The organism is Sphingomonas sp. PWP1-2, assembly GCF_049898305.1.
Taxonomy (GTDB): domain Bacteria; phylum Pseudomonadota; class Alphaproteobacteria; order Sphingomonadales; family Sphingomonadaceae; genus Sphingomonas; species Sphingomonas glacialis.
Window position 1 is genome coordinate 172,509 of sequence record NZ_JAFCXM010000007.1, and the last position, 17,519, is coordinate 190,027.

The following is a 17,519-nucleotide window of genomic DNA, read 5'->3' on the forward strand; positions in this document are numbered from 1 at the left end:
GCCCGACCCCCCATAAAGGGTGTCGGGGCCGACCGGGTCGTTCGCTTGGCGATCTATGTGGACGGCCTGCGAAGACCCCGGCTCCCGTCATGGGCGCCGGGGTTTTTCGGCGTCGTGCGCAGTGCGTCTCAAAACGCGCGCGTGTGCAATCTCTTGTTAAGCGACACCGCTCCAAGACCTGCCGATGGCTTTGGAAACTGTAAGAGTAAGCGTACCCGCCTGGTCGATGCGCGTCATGCTGGGGAGTCTGGCGCTCGTTTCGGGCTTGGTGGCGCAGCCGTCGCAGGCACGCGGTGTGTCGCGACGACCTGTTGCGGAGGTGCTCGTCACCGCGTCGAGCGGCCGGGTGATCTTCGCCAATCTGCCCGACGCGCCGCGTCGTCCGGCATCGCTGACCAAGATGATGACGCTCTACTTGCTGTTCGATGCGCTCGATTCGGGGCGGGTGCGGATCAGCGAATCGATTCCCGTATCGCATCGGGCCGCGCGTCAGCCGGCGTCGCGACTCGGCCTGACCGCCGGCACATCATTGCCGCTGCGTACCGCGATCCAGGCGATGGCGGTCCATTCCGCCAACGATGTGAGCGTCGCGATCGCCGAGCGGCTCGCCGGTAGCGAACGCGATTTCGCTGGCCTGATGAACGCCAAGGCACGCGAGCTTGGCATGACCCGGACCAGCTTTGCCAACGCGACCGGGCTGACCGACACGGGCAACCAGACGACGGCACGCGACATGGCGACGCTCGCGCGGGCGTTGCTGCGCGATCACGCGCGCGAATATCGCGTGTTCGCGACGCGCTCGATCACGTGGCGATCGCGGCGCTATGCGAATCATGACCATCTGCTCGGCAAGGTCGGCGGGGTCGACGGGATCAAGACCGGCTACACGCTCGACGCGGGGTATAACATCGCGACCTCGGCCAAGCGGGGTGGCGTGCGCGTCATCGCGGTCGTGCTTGGGGAAAAATCGGCCCAGGCGCGCGACGTGCGCGTCGCAAATCTCGTCGAGCTCGGCTTCACGCCGCCGGCGCACCATCGACGCGGCGCCTTCTAGCACCGGGCCGGCCGTCACACTTTGGCGGAATAGATCATCCGGCCTTCGCCGAGTCGCGCGAAGACTTGCTGGAGATCGCCTTCGCTGACCGCAAAGCATCCCTGGCTGCGGCCGAGCTGGCCGTGCGTGCGCAGCATGTCGGGATTGGCGTACCATGCGGCATGGACGACGAGCGCGCGCGACAGCGCATTCGAATTGGTCGGATCGAGCCCGATCAGCCGCTGCGACAGGCCGTGCTTGCCGACATAATAATCCGAGGCAACGAAGGCGCCTTCGCTCGACGCGTTCGAGCCCTCGGCGTTCGAGAAGCGCTGGAGGAATCCGGTATGCGCCGGATCGCTCCCGCTGCCATGTGCGACGAGCAGCGTCGTCGTCATCCCGCTCGCCATGTCGATGAGGTAGAAGCGCGGTTGCGACGACGGCTGGGAGAAATCGGCGATTGCGATGCGATCGCGGCGTGCGATCTGCGCGCCATGGCGATGGAACGCGCTCATCGCGCGGCGAAGCAGTTCTGGGCGAACCACGCGCGTCGAGGCGAGCGGTTGGACGGTGGCGGGCACTTGCGCGGCGGCGATGCGCGGGAGCGCGGCTGCGCCAAGGAGGGCGATCCCGGCTTTGCCGAGGTTGCGACGCGACAGGGCGGGTAATGAGTGTTGCACGATTTGCGACATGTCCCTCGGAAACAGTGGAGGAGCAGTACCACGAAATCGCTGAGGAAATTGGGCGCCATCGCCACATGTTCCGGGATTCGGCGCTGCTTGTCGCACCGCATGCCCCGCTCGCCGCAATCCAGCCGCAAACGCGTGTCGACGTGTCGCTTGGTCAAAAATCGTGAGGTCGCGTTTTCTCGACGTTCCAGCCATATTCGCGTCGATCCGGCGCGATCGTGCAGAGTTCGCTATGGTGTGCAGGCGCCTGCGTGCGAATTCCAGTCACCCGCGATGCGCTTGACGATAGGATGTCGGAGTCGGCCGTCGCAATTCGGTGCCTGCCGAGGTCGACGTGACAGTAGTCACGAACCAATAGCCGCGGGCTTGCGGCGGGCAGCATCGCGGCTTGGTGCAGGCGCTTGGTCGCCTATGCCGCTTAGCGCCGTTTGGTCGCGACTTCGGTCCCGAAAACCCGATCCCAGAAGATCGCGGTGATCGAAAAATTGCCTTCCTCGCGCGCATAATGATGACGGATATGGTGGCGCTTCAAACGACCGAGCATGCCGTGGCGCAGCGGGAATTGATGCACCGCGTAATGCACGCTGTCATAGATCACATAGCCGATGCCGAAGCCGATGAAGATGACCGAGCTGATCGGACCCACGACGAGATACAAGAGCAGCCATACCGTCCCGTTGATCGCAATGCTGATGAGCGGCGGCATGAGATTGCGCAACGCATCGTTGGGCTGGGTGTGGTGGTTGCCGTGCGACAGGAAGAGGAAGGCGCGGCCGAGATTTGAGGTGAGCTTCATGTGAAACACGAAGCGATGCATCGCATATTCGAACAGCGACCAGAGGAAGAGGCCCAGCAAAGCGAGGCCCACCGACTCGATGAAGCTCATCAAGCCCCAGCTCGCGTAAACCGCAAGCGCCAGCATGCCGAGCCAAGTGATCCCGAACGCGATCGGCGAAACCGTCGTCGTCCGCTCGAGAAAGTCGTTACGGAACAGCCGAATACGCTGCTCCTCACCGCTATCGCCTTTATGTCGCGTTCCAGTGATCGGCATGGTCATCCTACGGCAGACTGATCAACGGGCTTAGCTGCAGTGCAGCGAAGCTGTTACACGCACCGAAAGACGTGATCAATTCGCAATAGCGCAATTCCAGATACCGTGCTGACACTTTCGAAAAGCGAGTGGCCCGGCGTTGATTTTGGGCAACACAGCAGCCGCCTTTGTCGCGCGCCGACGCGAACCAGAGCGCAGCAGGGCTGATCGCAAGGCCCTGGGACGACCCTGTGCCCAGCGTCAATTCGACCAAAGTCGGCGCAACGGTGAGGCGCGGGCAGCGCGGGCGCTCTCGGCTGCCAAGCGCGCCGCTTCGAGTTCGGCGAGCGTGGCGGCAAGTTTATCGCGCTCCTCCGCCACTTCCGAGAGGCGGCAGATTGCAGCGTCGCGCGCGTCCGCGGTCTCGGTCAGTTCGGTCGCGATTCGGTCGCGTTCGTTTTGCAGGGTCACCACGCTTTCGTCCGCGCCCGCCTTCGCGGCGCTAATATCAGACAAAGCTGCGGAGATCCGATGGCACTCGGCTTCGAACGCGGTAATGGCGGTGCCCGCTTCGGCCTTGGCCGCCTCCGCCGCGGTCAAGGCCGCGCGGAGCTCGCCGCGCTCGGCGTCGAGTTCGGCAACGGTAGTGTTGGCAGCATCCTTGGCGGCCGCGGTTTCGGCGAGGGTTGCGGCGATACGATCGCGCTCGGCTTCGAGTTCGGCGACGTGGTGGTCGGCGGCGACCTTGGCGGCTGCAGTCTCGGCAAGGGTTGCGGCGATGCTATCACGCTCGGCTTCGAGTTCGGCGACGTGGTGGTCGGCGGCGTCCTTGGCGGCTGCAGTCTCGGCAAGCGCTCCGGCGATACGATCGCGCTCGGCTTCGAGTTCGGCGACGTGGTGGTCGGCGGCGACCTTGGCGGCTGCAGTCTCGGCAAGCGTTGCGGCGATGCTATCACGCTCGGTTTCGAGTTCGGCGACGTGGTGGTCGGCGGCGTCCTTGGCGGCTGCAGTCTCGGCAAGCGCTCCGGCGATACGATCGCGCTCGGTTTCGAGTTCGGCGACGTGGTGGTCGGCGGCGTCCTTGGCGGCCGCGGTGTCGGCAAGCGCTCCGGCGATACGATCGCGCTCGGCTTCGAGTTCGGCGACGTTGCGGTCGGCGGCGTCCTTCGCGGCTGCAGTCTCGGCAAGCGCTCCGGCAATGCGATTACGCTCGGCTTCGTGTTCAGCGACGTTGCGGTCGGCGGCGTCCTTGGCGGCTGCAGTCTCGGCAAGCGTTGCGGCGATGCTATCACGCTCGGCTTCGAGTTCGGCGAAGTGGTGGTCGGCGGCGTCCTTGGCGGCCGCGGTGTCGGCAAGCGCTCCGGCGGCGATACGATCGCGCTCAGCTTCGAGTTCGTCGACGTTGCGGTCGGCGGCGTCCTTGGCGGCTGCAGTCTCGGCAAGCGTTGCGGCGATGCTATCACGCTCGGCTTCGAGTTCGTCGACGTGGTGGTCGGCGGCGTCCTTGGCGGCTGCAGTCTCGGCAAGGGTTGCGGCGATGCTATCACGCTCGGCTTCGAGTTTGGCGACGTGGTGGTCGGCGGCGTCCTTGGCAGCTGCAGTCTCGGCAAGCGTTGCGGCGATGCTATCACGCTCGGCTTCGAGTTCAGCGACGTTGCGGTCGGCGGCGTCCTTGGCGGCTGCAGTCTCGGCAAGCGTTGCGGCGATGCTATCATGCTCGGCTTCGAGTTCGGCGACGTGGTGGTCGGCGGCGTCCTTGGCGGCTGCAGTCTCGGCAAGGGTTGCGGCGATGCGATCACGCTCGGCTTCGAATTCGGCGACGTGGTGGTCGGCGGCGTCCTTGGCGGCTGCAGTCTCGGCAAGCGCTCCGGCGATGCGATCACGCTCGGCTACGAGTTCGGCGGTGCGATGATCGGCAGCGTCCTTGGCTGCTGTGGTCCCGGCGAGGGTCGCGGCGACGCTGTCGCAGTCCGCGCTGAGCGCCTCATTCGCCTTTTCGACAAGCGACCGCGAGGCCAAGGCCTCGGTTAACGCAGCGGCAAGGCTGTCACGTTCTGCCGCAACGGCGCTCAGCGTGGCCTCGGCATCGGTGCGCGCCTGCGCCGCTTCCACAAGTGACGCAGCGAGCCGTTCGTGGTCGGCAGTCGCTGTCGCGATAGCCTCTTCGGTCGCAATCCTCGCGGCGTCGGCTTCCGCGAGCCTTGCGGCGATCCGATCGCGGTCCTCGGTGATGGTAATTGTGGTTTCGTCGGCCGCTGCCTTAGCGGCGGCCATGGACGCAAGGGACGTGGCAAGGCGATCGCGCTCCGCGCCGAGCGCGTTCATCGCTGCGTCCGCGGCATCCCGGGCGACGGTCGTCTCGTCGAGCGCCGCGGCCATTCGATCGCGTTCCGCCTCGAACGCAGCCGCGGCGTCTTGCGCCACGGTTCGCGCTGCCGCAGTCTCGGCATGGGTGGCCGCGATTGCATCGCGTTCGGCCGTCACCGTCGCCAATGCCGTGTCGGCCGTGATGCGGGCCGCCTCGATATTTTCTAGTGTGGCAACGGCATCGTCGCGCTCGCCGCCAACCGCGGCGACCTGGGACTCGATCGCGGCCTGGGCGCGCACATGCTCGTCGTTCTTGTGCTGCAGCTCTGTCGTCAGGCCGTCATACCAAGTCGTTGCGCCGCGCGTCAGCCTGTCATGGAGGTCCCACTGTGCGAGCGTCTCGTCTTTCAGTTTGAACGCGAAAGCGGCCGCTTCCTCGCTCGCGCAAGTCGATGCGATGATCTTGACGAATTGCTCGATGGTATCGATAAATTGCTGGCGATCGCGCACCAGCACGATCGAGGTGTCGAAGTTGGATTTTGCATCAGACAGATCGACGGGGGCGCAGACGAGGCTGGACAATTGGGCTTCGACCGAGCGTCGCAACGCGGGATCGGTCGTCAGCGCGCTAGTATCGATCACCACATCGGCAGATTCGATTGACTGAGCATAAAGATAGATATGCATCAGGATAAACAGAAGGAACGTCTGCTCGTCCTTGGGTGACGAGACGCGATTCGATAGGGCTTCGTTGAGCCCATTCAGAAACCTATCGTTGTAGAATGACGCCGCTGTGTGATCGATTGTGTCAAAGAAGAAGCGATTGCCCCGCAAGAATTGTCCGGAGTAAGATGACCACTGTTCGAATATATTGCGATGTAGCAAGACATTCTGTACCGGCATGAAACGTTTGATTGCCGCCATCCGCCCGATGCTGCGCGTGCAGCTCAGGAGTGGGACCTTCCGACTTCGATACGCGTGCTCCACGAGGATGTTGAGATACGCCTGTTCTTCGAGCGAAAGCTCCCCGTCCATCCCGCCCTGAGGGATGAAGCGTTCAAGCGCCATGCTGGCGTCGAAGCCGATCACACCCCCACCTTTCTTTAAAAGGGGGAGATATTCAAGAAAATAAGGCGCCTGCGCTGGATGACGCGAATCCCATGTCGAGCATGTCGTGCTAATTATGGATTTTTCGCTAATATCTGCGAGCATTCCGTTAAATATTTCGTAATAAGCAACCACGTTCGGGAGCCTTCTGAGGCTTGTCCAAAGCCATGTGCTCGACGTACGAAAACTGGAATGCAAAAAGACCGGTAGCGGACGCGATTTACTGCCCCCCAAATTGGTCATGTCATAGGATTTGGCTCGGACAATCTCTCGACCATTCGCCGGACGGATATTCGCGGAATCGCTGGAGCGACGCTTGTTTGGTCGCGAGCGGTCTGCGGGACCTTGTTCCGGCTTCGAAACCAATTACTATCACCTTCTAAAGCGCGGGTAGAACGGTGACCGTATACAACCAATAATCGACGGAACTGAACCCCATATTTGTCGCGCGCGCGGCGAGACATCGCACTATGCGCCCATGGCACCCGGAGGCGCGCCCCGGGCGACGAGCGGTCGCCACCAATCCTCATGCGCGAGATACCAAGCGAGCGTCGCGGCAAACCCGCCAGCAAAATCGCGAGCGGGGGCGTATCCAAGCGCGTGTCGGATTTTGCTTTCGTCGATCGCGTAGCGGCGATCGTGCCCCTTCCGGTCTTCGACAAAGGTCTTCAGTTCGGCAGTCGGGCGCCCGTGTGCGGCCGGCGCGCGAGGAAAGCGATGCGCGAGCGTCGCATCGCGTGCAAACGCCAGGTCGACCCCGTGGCAAATTGCGTCAATCACTGCATGGTTGGGCAATTCCTGCCCACCCCCGATATTATACGTTTCGCCGACCCGCCCGCCGCGCAGCACCAGTTTGATCCCGTGGCAATGATCCGCGACGTGCAGCCAGTCGCGGACGTTCATCCCGTCGCCATAGATCGGCAGCGGCCGACCCGACAGCGCGTTGAGGATAAACAGCGGAATCAGCTTTTCGGGGAATTGGAACGGCCCGTAATTGTTTGAGCAATTGCTCGTCGTCGTCTCAAGCCCATAGGTATGGTGATAGGCGCGGACGAGGTGGTCCGAGCCAGCCTTCGACGCCGAATAAGGCGAATTCGGCGCATACGCGGTGGTCTCGCCAAAGGCCGCGTCTTCCGGCCCCAGCGAGCCGTAGACCTCGTCGGTCGAGACATGGTGGAAGCGATGCGGCACTCCGCTCCCGCGATCGAGCCAGGCAGCCTTCGCCGCCTTGAGCAGGCTGTGCGTGCCGACGATATTGGTGGTGATGAATGCATCGGGGCCGGTGATCGACCGGTCGACATGCGTCTCCGCGGCGAAATGTACGATCGTGTCGATGCGGCGATCGGCGATCGTCCGCGCCACCAGATCGGTATCGCAGATATCCCCGACGATCAGCTCGACGCCGGCAAACCCGTCGAGATTGGCGCGATTGCCGGCATAGGTCAGCAGGTCGAGCACGACGATCGCATCGTCGGGGGCCGCCGTGCGCCAATGATGGACGAAATTGGCGCCGATAAAGCCGGCGCCGCCGGTGACCATCAGATTAGCCATTGCGCGCGGTCCCCAAAGGATGGGTGAGGCGGCGCGGAAACGCCATCGTCGGCATGGTCATTGCTGCACCATCGAAAGCGCGGCCCGGCCATCGAGCAGGCCGAGGAGATACTCGCCATAGCCGCTCTTGCGCAGCGGCGCTGCGAGGCGTTCGAGTTGCGCGTCGTCGATAAAGCCCTGCCGCCACGCAATCTCTTCGGGGCAGCAGATCTTGAGCCCCTGGCGCTCCTCGATGATCCGCACATAAAGCGCCGCATCGAGCAGCGAGGCGTGCGTGCCCGTGTCGAGCCAGGCGAAACCACGGCCCAATATCTCGACCGAAAGCTGCCCCTTCTCGAGATACAGCCGGTTGAGGTCGGTGATTTCGAGTTCGCCGCGCACCGAGGGTTTGAGCCCGCGCGCCAGTTCGACCGCGCGGCCGTCATAGAAATAGAGCCCGGTCACGGCATAATGCGATTTCGGGGCGGTCGGCTTTTCCTCGATCGTCTCGGCCTTGCCCGAGGCGTCGAGCGACACCACGCCGTAGGCCGAGGCGTCCTTCACGTAATAGCCGAACACCGTCGCGCCCTCGGTCGTTGCGGAGGCGCGCGAGAGCGTGTCGATCAGGCCGTGGCCGTAGAAGATATTATCTCCAAGGATCAGCGCGGAAGGTCGGTCCGCGACAAAATCGGCCGCGATGTGATAGGCCTGCGCGAGCCCCGCGGGTTCGGCTTGCACCGCATAGTCGAGCCGGATGCCGAGCGCGCTGCCATCGCCGAGCAGCGCCTTGAACGCCGGTTGGTCGTGTGGCGTGGTGATCACCATGATCTCGCGGATCCCCGCCAGCAGAAGCGTCGACAGCGAATAATAGATCATCGGCTTGTCGTAGATGGCCATCAACTGCTTCGAGACGCCCTTGGTGAGCGGATAGAGTCGCGTGCCCGATCCGCCGGCAAGGATGATCCCCCTGCGGGGAGAAGTGTTTGTCCGGGGATTGCTGTTCACGACCACATCTTCCGCATCCGGCAGTCTTGCCCACCGCTGTCGGGCTTAAGGCCAGCACCTTAAGACAGTGCAAACCGGAGCGCAGATCATTTTATCGGGGCTGACGCCGTTGTGGCCCCGTCGGCTCGGGCAACAATTGGCTTGCCAAGGATGCGCACGCTGCGCAAAGACTTCGGGCATTGTGTCCATCGGCCCTTCAGGCCCTAGTTTTCAGAGACCCGGCGTATGAAAAAACTGGTTGCCTTCGACCTCGACGGAACACTGGCCGAGAGCAAGCAGCCGCTGCAAGAGCCGATGCAGCAAGCGCTGACCGATCTGCTCGGCGTGGCGCATGTCGCGGTGATCTCGGGCGGCGACTGGCCGCAGTTCGAGAAGCAGGTCGCCTCGCGCCTGCCCGAAGGCGCCGACCGCAGCAAATTGTGGCTGATGCCGACCACCGGCACCAAGCTCTATACTTTCAAGGACGGCGCCTGGTCGGCGGTCTTCGCCGAACTGTTCGACGATGCGACCAAGGCCAAGATCCTCACCGAATTCGACGCCGCGCTGGTCGCGACGGGCTTCGTTCCCGAGCAGACCTGGGGCGAGCGGATCGAGGATCGCGGCAGCCAGATCACCTTCTCGGCACTCGGCCAGCAAGCGCCGCTCGATGCCAAGGAGCATTGGGATCCCGATTTCGCCAAGCGCAAGATCATCCAGGCCGATCTGCGCAAGCGTCTGCCGGGGCTGTCGATCAACATGGGCGGCGCGACCTCGATCGACATCACCCGCGAAGGCGTCGACAAGGCGTACGGCCTCAAGAAGCTGCGCGACGCGAGCGGCATCGCGCTCGACGAGATGATGTTCATCGGCGACGCGATCTTCCCGGGCGGCAACGATTATCCAGCGAAGGAACTCGGGCTCGACACGGTCCGCGTTCGTGATCCGAAGGAAACCGTCGCGGTGATCGAGGGTATCGTCGCCTGCCTCAAATAAGCGGTACCGCCGCTGGCGGTCAGCCGCCGGCGGCGTACGACGTCGCGTCTCGTGCGATCGCGTGACCGATCGCCGTAATCGTCGCGGCGAGCGCGACGATTACACCGCCGCGGGCGGCCTGAGGCAGTCGAGCACGGCGTGATGCAGATCGGCGGGCGTCAGGTCGACCCGGCCGTTGCCCGCAATCGTGTTCCCCGTCCCGTCGAAGCGCAGCATGACATAGGGCGTGTGCCGCGCACCGCCGGGTTCGAGAATGCCGGGAATGCTCGGCCGATGATCGCCGAAGAACACGAGCAGCGCCGGGCGTTCATCGGCGGCGATGCGAGTGCACAGCGCGGTCAGCATCGCATCGCTGCTGCGCAGATGCCGCAGATAGGCGTCGAGCCCGATTGCCGCGCCGGGCTCGCGATGCTTGTCCCAAGGGCCGTGGTTTTCCATCGTCACCACATAGATCAGCGCCGTTTCGGGCGATTGGTCGACCAGCGCGGCGAGCGCGTCGCCCAATGTCCGGTCATCGACATACCGCCCGCCGCCTTCCAGCGTAGGCGCAAAGCCCTCCGCGCCGATCAACCTGTCGAACCCGACCGCCGGCATCAGGCGGTTGCGGCCATAGAAGCGCAGATCGTGCGGATGGACGAAGGTCGTGCGATAGCCGATCGCGCCGAGCTGCGCTGACAGCGCATAGCTCGCCTCGCCGTGCGCGCTGAGAAACGGATCGTAGCGCCGGAAACCAAGCGCTGCTTCGTTGCGGCCGAACAGCACGCCATATTCGGTGCGCATCGTGTAGGCGCCAAAGCCGCTCACCTCGAGCTCGCCATATTGCCAGGCGGCGGCGCGGGCGCGGTCGAGCCCGGGCAGCGCGCGCGACGGGTCGCCCGTCATGGCGACCGGATCGGCAAACGATTCGCACTGCACGATGACGATCACTTGCGGCGCGGCGATCCCGGCCGCGGCACGCGGCGCGGGCAAGGGCGGTTGCGGCGGCGGGTCGGCGGTTTCGCGCCAGCGTAGCCAATACAGCGCCGCGGTCGCGATCAGCCCGAAGCGCGCGAGATCCGCCTCGAGCCCCGGCCGCAGCGCCTCCGCCGCGAACCAGCGTCCGCGCAGCAGCGCACCCATCGCGCCACCCGCGCCAATCATCACCGCCAAGCCCGCCGCATGCGCGAGCGGCGCAGGCTCGAACAGCGCCATCAACGTCAGAACGGCGAGGAGCAGCGCGATCGCCCCGAGCCAGCGCTGACGCGGCGGGATCGCGGTGAAATAGAATCGCGGGTGACGCACGACGGCGACGAGCAACGCGAGGTCGGAAAATACCAGCGGCTCGCCGAGCATTGTGAATTTCGCGTTGGAGGCGACGACGAACAACGCCAGCAGCGCGATCGTCAGCAGTGCCGCGACCGGCGCATTGCCCGAGAGCGCGAGGCCGAAACCGAACAAAGCGGTCATCGCCAGGGCATGCAGCGCCAGCCCCCGTGTTGCGCGAAAGCGGACGGGGCGCGGCCTCACACTAGCGTCAAGCAAGATCGACGCGATCAGCATAGCAATAAAGACGATCACATCATCCGCCACAAATGCGCGCTTCGAACGGGCGCGTCGTCTGCCTCGACCGAACCTTGCCTGCGCACTTGCTGCAAGGAGAAGCGGCTGCGCTATAGCGTCCGTGGACAAGGCTGTCACGATCGCGCGCGCGCGCTGCCCTCCTTGGAAAGTTCTGCAACGCTCTGTATGAGCGCGTTTTGGTACGATGGCGTATGGGGCACAGCCATTGCCGGGTGAAGACAAGGAAGACCAGATGCCCGAACACTCTACCGGCGCGCCGGTCCTGATGCCGCAGGTCGCGGCGCCGGGCGTGCCGGCCGCGTTCGAGCGGCGCAACATCCTGTTGCTGCAGGGGCTGATGGGGCCGCTCTTTCGCAAGGTCGGGCAAGCGCTGCGGCGCGACGGGTACGGCGTCTACAAGGTCAATTTCAACGGCGGCGACCGGCTGTTCTGGCGCTTGTCGAACGGGATCGACTATCGCGGCACCCCGGCGGAATGGCCGGGGGCGCTGGAGCGTATCATCGCCGATCGCGGCATTACCGACGTCGTGCTGTTCGGCGACTGCCGCCCGCTGCACATCGCCGCGATCGCGCTGTGCCGCAATCTCCACATTCCGGTCCATGTCTTCGAAGAAGGCTATATCCGGCCCGATTGGGTGACGCTCGAGCTCGGCGGCGTGAATGGCCATTCGACGCTGCCGCGCGATGCCGCCTGGTATCGCGCCGAGGCCGCGACGCTGCCGCCGGTGCCGCCACAGTATCCCTTCCCCTCGTCGTTTCGCCGCCGCGCGGTGGAGGGCATTCTCTACAATCTCGCCGACGTGCTGACGCGCTGGCATTATCCGTTCTGGGAAAACCACCGCCCGTTCCACCCGGTGGTCGAGGGCATCGGCTGGGCCCGTCGATTAATGCGCCGCAAGGAAGCGCGCGAACGCGCCGATGCGGTTCTTGCCCGGCTCGCGGTGACGACCGAACCCTATATGGTGTTTCCGCTCCAGCTCGATTCGGATGCGCAGATCCGCTTCCATTCGTCTTTCGCGGGTGTCGCCGATGCGTTGCTGATGGTGATCACGTCGTTCGCCAGCCATGCGCCGAAGGATATGCGATTGGTAGTGAAGGAGCATCCGCTCGACAATGGCGTGCGCGACTGGCGCGACGAGGCGATGATGCTGGCCGCATTGCACGGCGTGGCGGACCGGATCGATTATCTCGAGATGGGCGACATCGTTCCCGTAACGCAGCGCTCGAAGGGAATGGTGACGATCAACAGCACCAGCGGTACGCTGGCGATCGCGCTCGATATTCCGGTGATCGCGCTGGGCCAGGCGGTTTACGACATCGAGGGCGTTACCTATCAGGGGCGGCTCGACGATTTCTGGCGCGATCCGGGCAAGCCCGATGCCGAAACCTTCGCGGCATTCCGGCGCGTGCTGATCGACCGCTGTCTGGTGGCCGGCGGATTCTTCTCGGACGAGGCGCTCGACAAGGTGATTGAAGGGGTCGTAGCCAGGCTCGAGGCGGCAAGTCCATTGAAGGTTGCAATTCCACAGGTACGCAAGCCGACCGTGCCAGCGACGGCCGTCTGGCAACCTCCCGAGATCGGCGATCAGCATCATCCGCGATAGCTCCCGTTTGGCGGCCGTTGCCTAGGTGCTGCAACGCAGCAATCGCCGTTCTGGAAACCGAACTTAAGACTGTACCGGGAAAAAAAGCCTGCTAATGGCCGAGGGGCAGTTTTGGAGTGCGTGGCCCAAGGTGGGTGAGGGCGCGCGCCTCAAAGGTGTTTGGGGGCATCGCGTCTGAGCGTTTGTCGGCGCAATGAGAGATTGAGAGGCGATTTATGAAAACCGTTGTTATAACAGGTATTTCGGGCCAGGATGGCGCGTATCTTGCACAAATGCTTCTGGCAAAGAACTACCGCGTCTATGGCACGTATCGCCGTACCAGTTCGGTCAATTTTTGGCGTATCGAAGAACTGGGGATCCTCAACGACCCGAACCTCCACTTGGTCGAGCATGACCTGACCGATCTTTCCTCGTCGATCCGCCTGCTGCAGACATCCGAGGCGACCGAAGTCTACAACCTCGCCGCGCAGAGCTTCGTCGGGGTGTCGTTCGACCAGCCCGCGACGACTGCGGAGATCACCGGCATCGGCGCGCTCAACATGCTCGAGGCGATCCGCTGCGTGAACCCCAAGATCCGATTCTACCAGGCGAGCACGTCGGAGATGTTCGGCAAGGTGCAGGCCGTGCCGCAGAAGGAAGACACGCCGTTCTGGCCGCGCAGTCCGTATGGCGTCGCGAAGCTCTACGCGCACTGGATCACGATCAACTACCGCGAGAGCTACGGCATCTTCGGCAGCAGCGGCATCCTGTTCAACCATGAGAGCCCGCTGCGCGGCCGCGAGTTCGTCACGCGCAAAATCACCGACACCGTCGCCAAGATCAAGCTCGGCAAGGCCGAAGTGCTAGAGCTCGGCAACATGGACGCCAAGCGCGACTGGGGATTCGCCAAGGAATATGTCGAGGGTATGTATGCGATGCTGCAGGCCGACGAGCCCGATACGTTCGTGCTCGCGACCAACCGCACCGAGACCGTCCGCGATTTCGTTCGGATGGCGTTCAAAGCCGCCGATATTGATCTCGAGTTCCGTGGCGCCGACGACCATGAGACCGCGGTCGATGTTGCGACCGGCAAGGAAGTCGTTCGCGTCAATCCGCGCTTCCATCGCCCGGCCGAGGTCGATCTGTTGATCGGCGACGCTAGCAAGGCGGAGCGCGTGCTCGGCTGGAAGCCCAAGACCACGCTCGAGGAGCTCTGCCGTTTAATGGTGGATGCCGATCTGCGCCGCAACCAGTACGGCATGTCGTTCTGATCATGCGGACTCCGGAGCGTGCTGCCGCCGCGATGGGGCGGCCGCGGCAGACAGTCGCGAGGGATCATGGTCGCGCCGGGCTGCGGCCATGACCAAGACCCTCGTCACCGGAATCAACGGCTTCACTGGCTATTATATGGCGCAGCGTCTTCATGCGGCTGGTCATGAGGTTCATGGTCTGGTGCGCGATGCCGATCGGGTAGATCGCGATGCAGCGACGGTGCTGCATACCAGCGATCTCCTCGACCAGGAGCGGATGTCGGCGATAATCGCCGACATCCGTCCGGACTACATCGTCCATCTGGCGGGCGTCGCCTTCGTGGCGCATGACGATCTTGCGGAAATGTATCGCACCAACGTTCTTGGTACGCGCGCCTTGCTCGAGGCCAGCGCGAACGTTGCCGCGCAACCGCGCGCAGTCCTCATCGCCAGCAGTGCCAATGTCTATGGTAATGCCAGCGAGGGAACGCTGACCGAAGACGCGCCGGTCCGTCCGGCGAATGACTATGCGATCACCAAGGTTGCGGTCGAAAATCTGGCTGCCATTTATGGTGCGCGCGTGCCGGTCATCGTTGCACGGCCGTTCAATTACACCGGAGTCGGGCAGAGCGATTCGTTTCTGATCCCGAAGATTGTCAGCTACATCAAACGCAAGGCGCCGGTAATCGAACTCGGGAATCTGGATGTCGCGCGCGATTTCTCGGACGTCCGTGCCGTTGTCGATGCGTATCTCCGCTTGATCGAGGCGCCGCAAGCTGTTGGCGTGACGTGCAACGTCTGCTCTGGTGAAGCGGCGTCGCTTCGGGAGGTCGTCGCCCAAGCATGCCGGATCGCGGGCCATGAGATCGACGTACGAGTCAATCCCGCCTTCGTCCGCTCGAACGAAGTGAAGCTGCTCCAGGGCTCGCGCGCAAAGCTCGAACGCGTAATCGGCCCGCTCGCGATGCCGTCGCTTGACGACACGCTGCGGTGGATGATCGAGTCATAGGCATGCGTGTTGGCATTACGATCGATGCGCTCTCCACGAATTTGACCGGCATCGGCCGTTATACCTGGGAGTTGTGCCAGGGACTGCAAAATAATCCGCTGATCGATGATCTGACGTTCTTCCTGGGGGAGCACTGGCATGCGAACCCAGCCGGGCTCCTTACCGGGCAAGCCCGGCGCCGCTCGCGCGTGCCAAAGGTGATCCGCCGATGGAGTACCAACGTCGGCTTCAAGTCCCGCTTGATTCACGGAACGAATTATTTTCTTCCGCCGCTTGCCGAGGCGGGGGTCATCACCGTCCACGATCTTTCCATCTACCTGTATCCGGAAACGCATCCGGTCGAGCGCATACGAGATTTCGAGAAACGGTTCGCAAGCTCGCTCGAGCGCACGACCCACGTCATCACCGACTCCGAAGCAACTCGGGTCGACCTAATCCGCCACTTTTCCTATGCAGCTGCGAAGGTGACAACGGTCCATCTCGGGGTTTCGGACGCGTTTTCTCCGTGCGATGCGAGCGCGCTCGTTGCACATAGAGAGAAGATCTTCGATCGTCCTATCGGCGACTACATCCTGTCGGTTGCGACTTTCGAGCCGCGCAAACGCATCGAATCCGCGATCCTGGCGCATGCTCGTTATTGTGACCGTACAGGGCGGGATATTCCCCTTGTCCTGGTCGGGGCCAAGGGCTGGGGCAATGACAGTCTGCACGCCTTGATCGAGCATGAGCAACGGAAGGGGCGGTTGATCATGCTTGGCTTCGTCGGCGAAGGCGATCTTCCGATGCTCTATGCTGGTGCCAAGCTGTTTCTATACCCGTCGGTTTACGAGGGGTTCGGACTCCCGCCGATCGAAGCGATGGCCAGTGGAGTGCCCACGATTGTCTCGAATCGCTCCTGTCTTCCTGAGGTTACACGGGGGGCCGCGATGCTAATCGATTCAGATGACCTAGATCAGTTCGAGCGGGCCATCGAACAGGGTTTGGATGATGACAATTGGCGGGAGCGCGCTATACGGGCGGGCCTGGCGGTAGCTAACCATTACAGCTGGGGCCGATGCGTGGACGAAACCGTCGATGTGTACCGTGCTTGTAGCGGTAGCGTCGGTTGAAGGAACGAAATGACGATTTCACAGCTGGGCCGGTTTTCCGGTACATTTGGTCGGGTGATGTTGACGTGCGCAATCGGTGTGCCCCTTTCAGGGTGCGCGATCATGTCTGCGGCTGGGCCCTCGTCACGCGCCGTCAACCGGGCCGATCGCATGGTCATGACCAACAACGCCTCGATCAAGATCATTGATGTATCGGATGCCGTCGCGCGGCGGGTAATCGCGGCACAGCATCAGAGTCTCTTTTCTGAGTCGCTCGGCGACGGCTATGCCGCCGGATCGATCATCGGGCGTGGCGATGTGCTTGATATCGCGATCTGGGAAGCGCCGCCCGCTGCTCTGTTCGGCGCGGCCGGTGGGGACTCTCGCCTGACCACTTCGAGCAGTACAGCGCGCGGGACAACCTTGCCCGAGCAGATGGTCAGCAGCGAGGGCCGAATCAATATTCCTTTCGTTGGCTCGGTTGTCGCTGCCGGGCGCACATCGTCGCAGATCGAGCGTGAAATCACCAAGCGGCTTGCCGGCAAGGCGCATCTGCCGCAGGTGATCGTTCGAATGGTGCGGAACTCGAGTTCGAACGTTACGGTCGTTGGTGACGTCACTTCGAGCGCGCGAGTTCCCGTCACCGCCAAGGGCGAGCGCTTGCTCGACGTTCTTGCGTCGGTGGGTGGTGTTCGTCAGCCAATCGGCAAAATGACGATCCAGATCACGCGCGGTCAGAAAATCGCGTCGATGCCTCTCGGTGCCGTGATCCGGGATCCGCGCCAGAATATCCGCCTTCAGCCGGACGATGTCGTGACGGCGCTCTTTCAGCCTTTCAGTTTCACGGCGCTGGGGGCCGCCGGGCGTAATGACGAGCTTCCCCTCGAAGGCACTGGCGTGACCCTCGCCCAAGCACTTGGCAGGGTTGCGGGCATTCAGGATCAGCGGGCCGACGTGAAGGGCGTGTTCATCTTCCGACTGGAAGATCTTGCAGCGCTCGATCCGACGTTGCTACAGAGCGTGCAGCAGACGCCGGACGGCAAGGTTGCGGTCATCTATCGCGTCAACCTTAAGGATCCATCGACGTTCTTCGTAGCGCAGAGCTTCCCGATTCGAGACAAGGATGTCGTCTATGTGTCGAACGCGCCGCTGGCGGATATCCAGAAGTTTGTGAGCGTCATTTCGTCGACGGTGTTCCCGATCGCGACGGTGTCCAACGCGGTCCCCTAAGCGTCCTGTGGGTTCGCCCTTCTCAACCGATCGCAGCGCGCGGTTGATCGGGGCGGAGGCGGGCTCGATTACGCCCGGTGGGTGGCTTTGCGGTTGCAAAATCCGCCTTCTATGCGCATTAGATCGT

The 17,519-nt window shown here is 63.3% G+C and carries 13 protein-coding genes; 7 read left to right on the forward strand and 6 right to left on the reverse strand.

What is annotated here, in order from left to right:
* Positions 1-184 precede the first annotated feature (184 nt).
* On the forward strand, positions 185-1,054 hold the full coding sequence (locus ACP7C5_RS17315) for a D-alanyl-D-alanine carboxypeptidase family protein (protein ID WP_426265179.1): 870 nt from the start codon (positions 185-187) through the stop codon (positions 1,052-1,054).
* A 14-nt stretch (positions 1,055-1,068) separates the two neighbouring features.
* Here ACP7C5_RS17315 and ACP7C5_RS17320 read toward each other — a convergent pair whose 3' ends face one another.
* The 5 genes from ACP7C5_RS17320 to rfbA all read right to left on the reverse strand — a co-directional run bounded on the left by ACP7C5_RS17320 (position 1,069) and on the right by rfbA (position 8,701).
* Positions 1,069-1,725 (reverse strand): murein L,D-transpeptidase catalytic domain family protein, encoded by a 657-nt coding sequence (locus ACP7C5_RS17320; RefSeq protein WP_426265180.1) that lies wholly within the window; start codon positions 1,723-1,725, stop codon positions 1,069-1,071.
* Between the two features lie 415 nt (positions 1,726-2,140).
* Positions 2,141-2,773 (reverse strand): sterol desaturase family protein, encoded by a 633-nt coding sequence (locus ACP7C5_RS17325; protein ID WP_426265181.1) that lies wholly within the window; start codon positions 2,771-2,773, stop codon positions 2,141-2,143.
* A 240-nt stretch (positions 2,774-3,013) separates the two neighbouring features.
* Positions 3,014-6,532, reverse strand: a complete 3,519-nt coding sequence (locus ACP7C5_RS17330; protein WP_426265182.1) for a hypothetical protein — start codon at positions 6,530-6,532, stop codon at positions 3,014-3,016.
* Positions 6,533-6,634: 102 nt separating this feature from the next.
* On the reverse strand, positions 6,635-7,717 hold the full coding sequence (rfbB, locus tag ACP7C5_RS17335) for a dTDP-glucose 4,6-dehydratase (RefSeq protein WP_426265183.1): 1,083 nt from the start codon (positions 7,715-7,717) through the stop codon (positions 6,635-6,637).
* Positions 7,718-7,774: 57 nt separating this feature from the next.
* Positions 7,775-8,701, reverse strand: coding sequence for a glucose-1-phosphate thymidylyltransferase RfbA (rfbA, locus tag ACP7C5_RS17340; RefSeq protein ID WP_426265184.1), 927 nt, complete (start codon positions 8,699-8,701; stop codon positions 7,775-7,777).
* A 225-nt stretch (positions 8,702-8,926) separates the two neighbouring features.
* On the opposite strand from rfbA, the gene ACP7C5_RS17345 reads away from it, so the two are divergent.
* Positions 8,927-9,673: an HAD-IIB family hydrolase gene (locus ACP7C5_RS17345; protein WP_189676615.1), complete on the forward strand. Its 747-nt coding sequence runs from the start codon at positions 8,927-8,929 to the stop codon at positions 9,671-9,673.
* A gap of 99 nt (positions 9,674-9,772) precedes the next feature.
* On the opposite strand, the gene ACP7C5_RS17350 is transcribed toward ACP7C5_RS17345, so the two are convergent.
* Positions 9,773-11,119 carry an LTA synthase family protein gene (locus ACP7C5_RS17350; RefSeq protein WP_426265185.1) on the reverse strand — a complete coding sequence of 449 codons (1,347 nt, stop codon included), beginning with the start codon at positions 11,117-11,119 and terminating at the stop codon, positions 9,773-9,775.
* A 346-nt stretch (positions 11,120-11,465) separates the two neighbouring features.
* On the opposite strand from ACP7C5_RS17350, the gene ACP7C5_RS17355 reads away from it, so the two are divergent.
* From ACP7C5_RS17355 to ACP7C5_RS17375, 5 genes are all read left to right on the forward strand, one after another.
* Positions 11,466-12,836 (forward strand): capsule biosynthesis protein, encoded by a 1,371-nt coding sequence (locus ACP7C5_RS17355; RefSeq protein ID WP_426265186.1) that lies wholly within the window; start codon positions 11,466-11,468, stop codon positions 12,834-12,836.
* Between the two features lie 215 nt (positions 12,837-13,051).
* Positions 13,052-14,086, forward strand: coding sequence for a GDP-mannose 4,6-dehydratase (gene gmd, locus ACP7C5_RS17360; RefSeq protein ID WP_354287840.1), 1,035 nt, complete (start codon positions 13,052-13,054; stop codon positions 14,084-14,086).
* Between the two features lie 88 nt (positions 14,087-14,174).
* Positions 14,175-15,074, forward strand: a complete 900-nt coding sequence (locus ACP7C5_RS17365; protein ID WP_426265187.1) for a GDP-mannose 4,6-dehydratase — start codon at positions 14,175-14,177, stop codon at positions 15,072-15,074.
* Between the two features lie 2 nt (positions 15,075-15,076).
* Entirely contained in the window at positions 15,077-16,183 is a 1,107-nt protein-coding gene (locus tag ACP7C5_RS17370; RefSeq protein ID WP_426265188.1) for a glycosyltransferase family 4 protein, read from the forward strand.
* A 9-nt stretch (positions 16,184-16,192) separates the two neighbouring features.
* Positions 16,193-17,392, forward strand: a complete 1,200-nt coding sequence (locus ACP7C5_RS17375) for a polysaccharide biosynthesis/export family protein (RefSeq protein ID WP_426265189.1) — start codon at positions 16,193-16,195, stop codon at positions 17,390-17,392.
* Positions 17,393-17,519 lie beyond the last annotated feature (127 nt).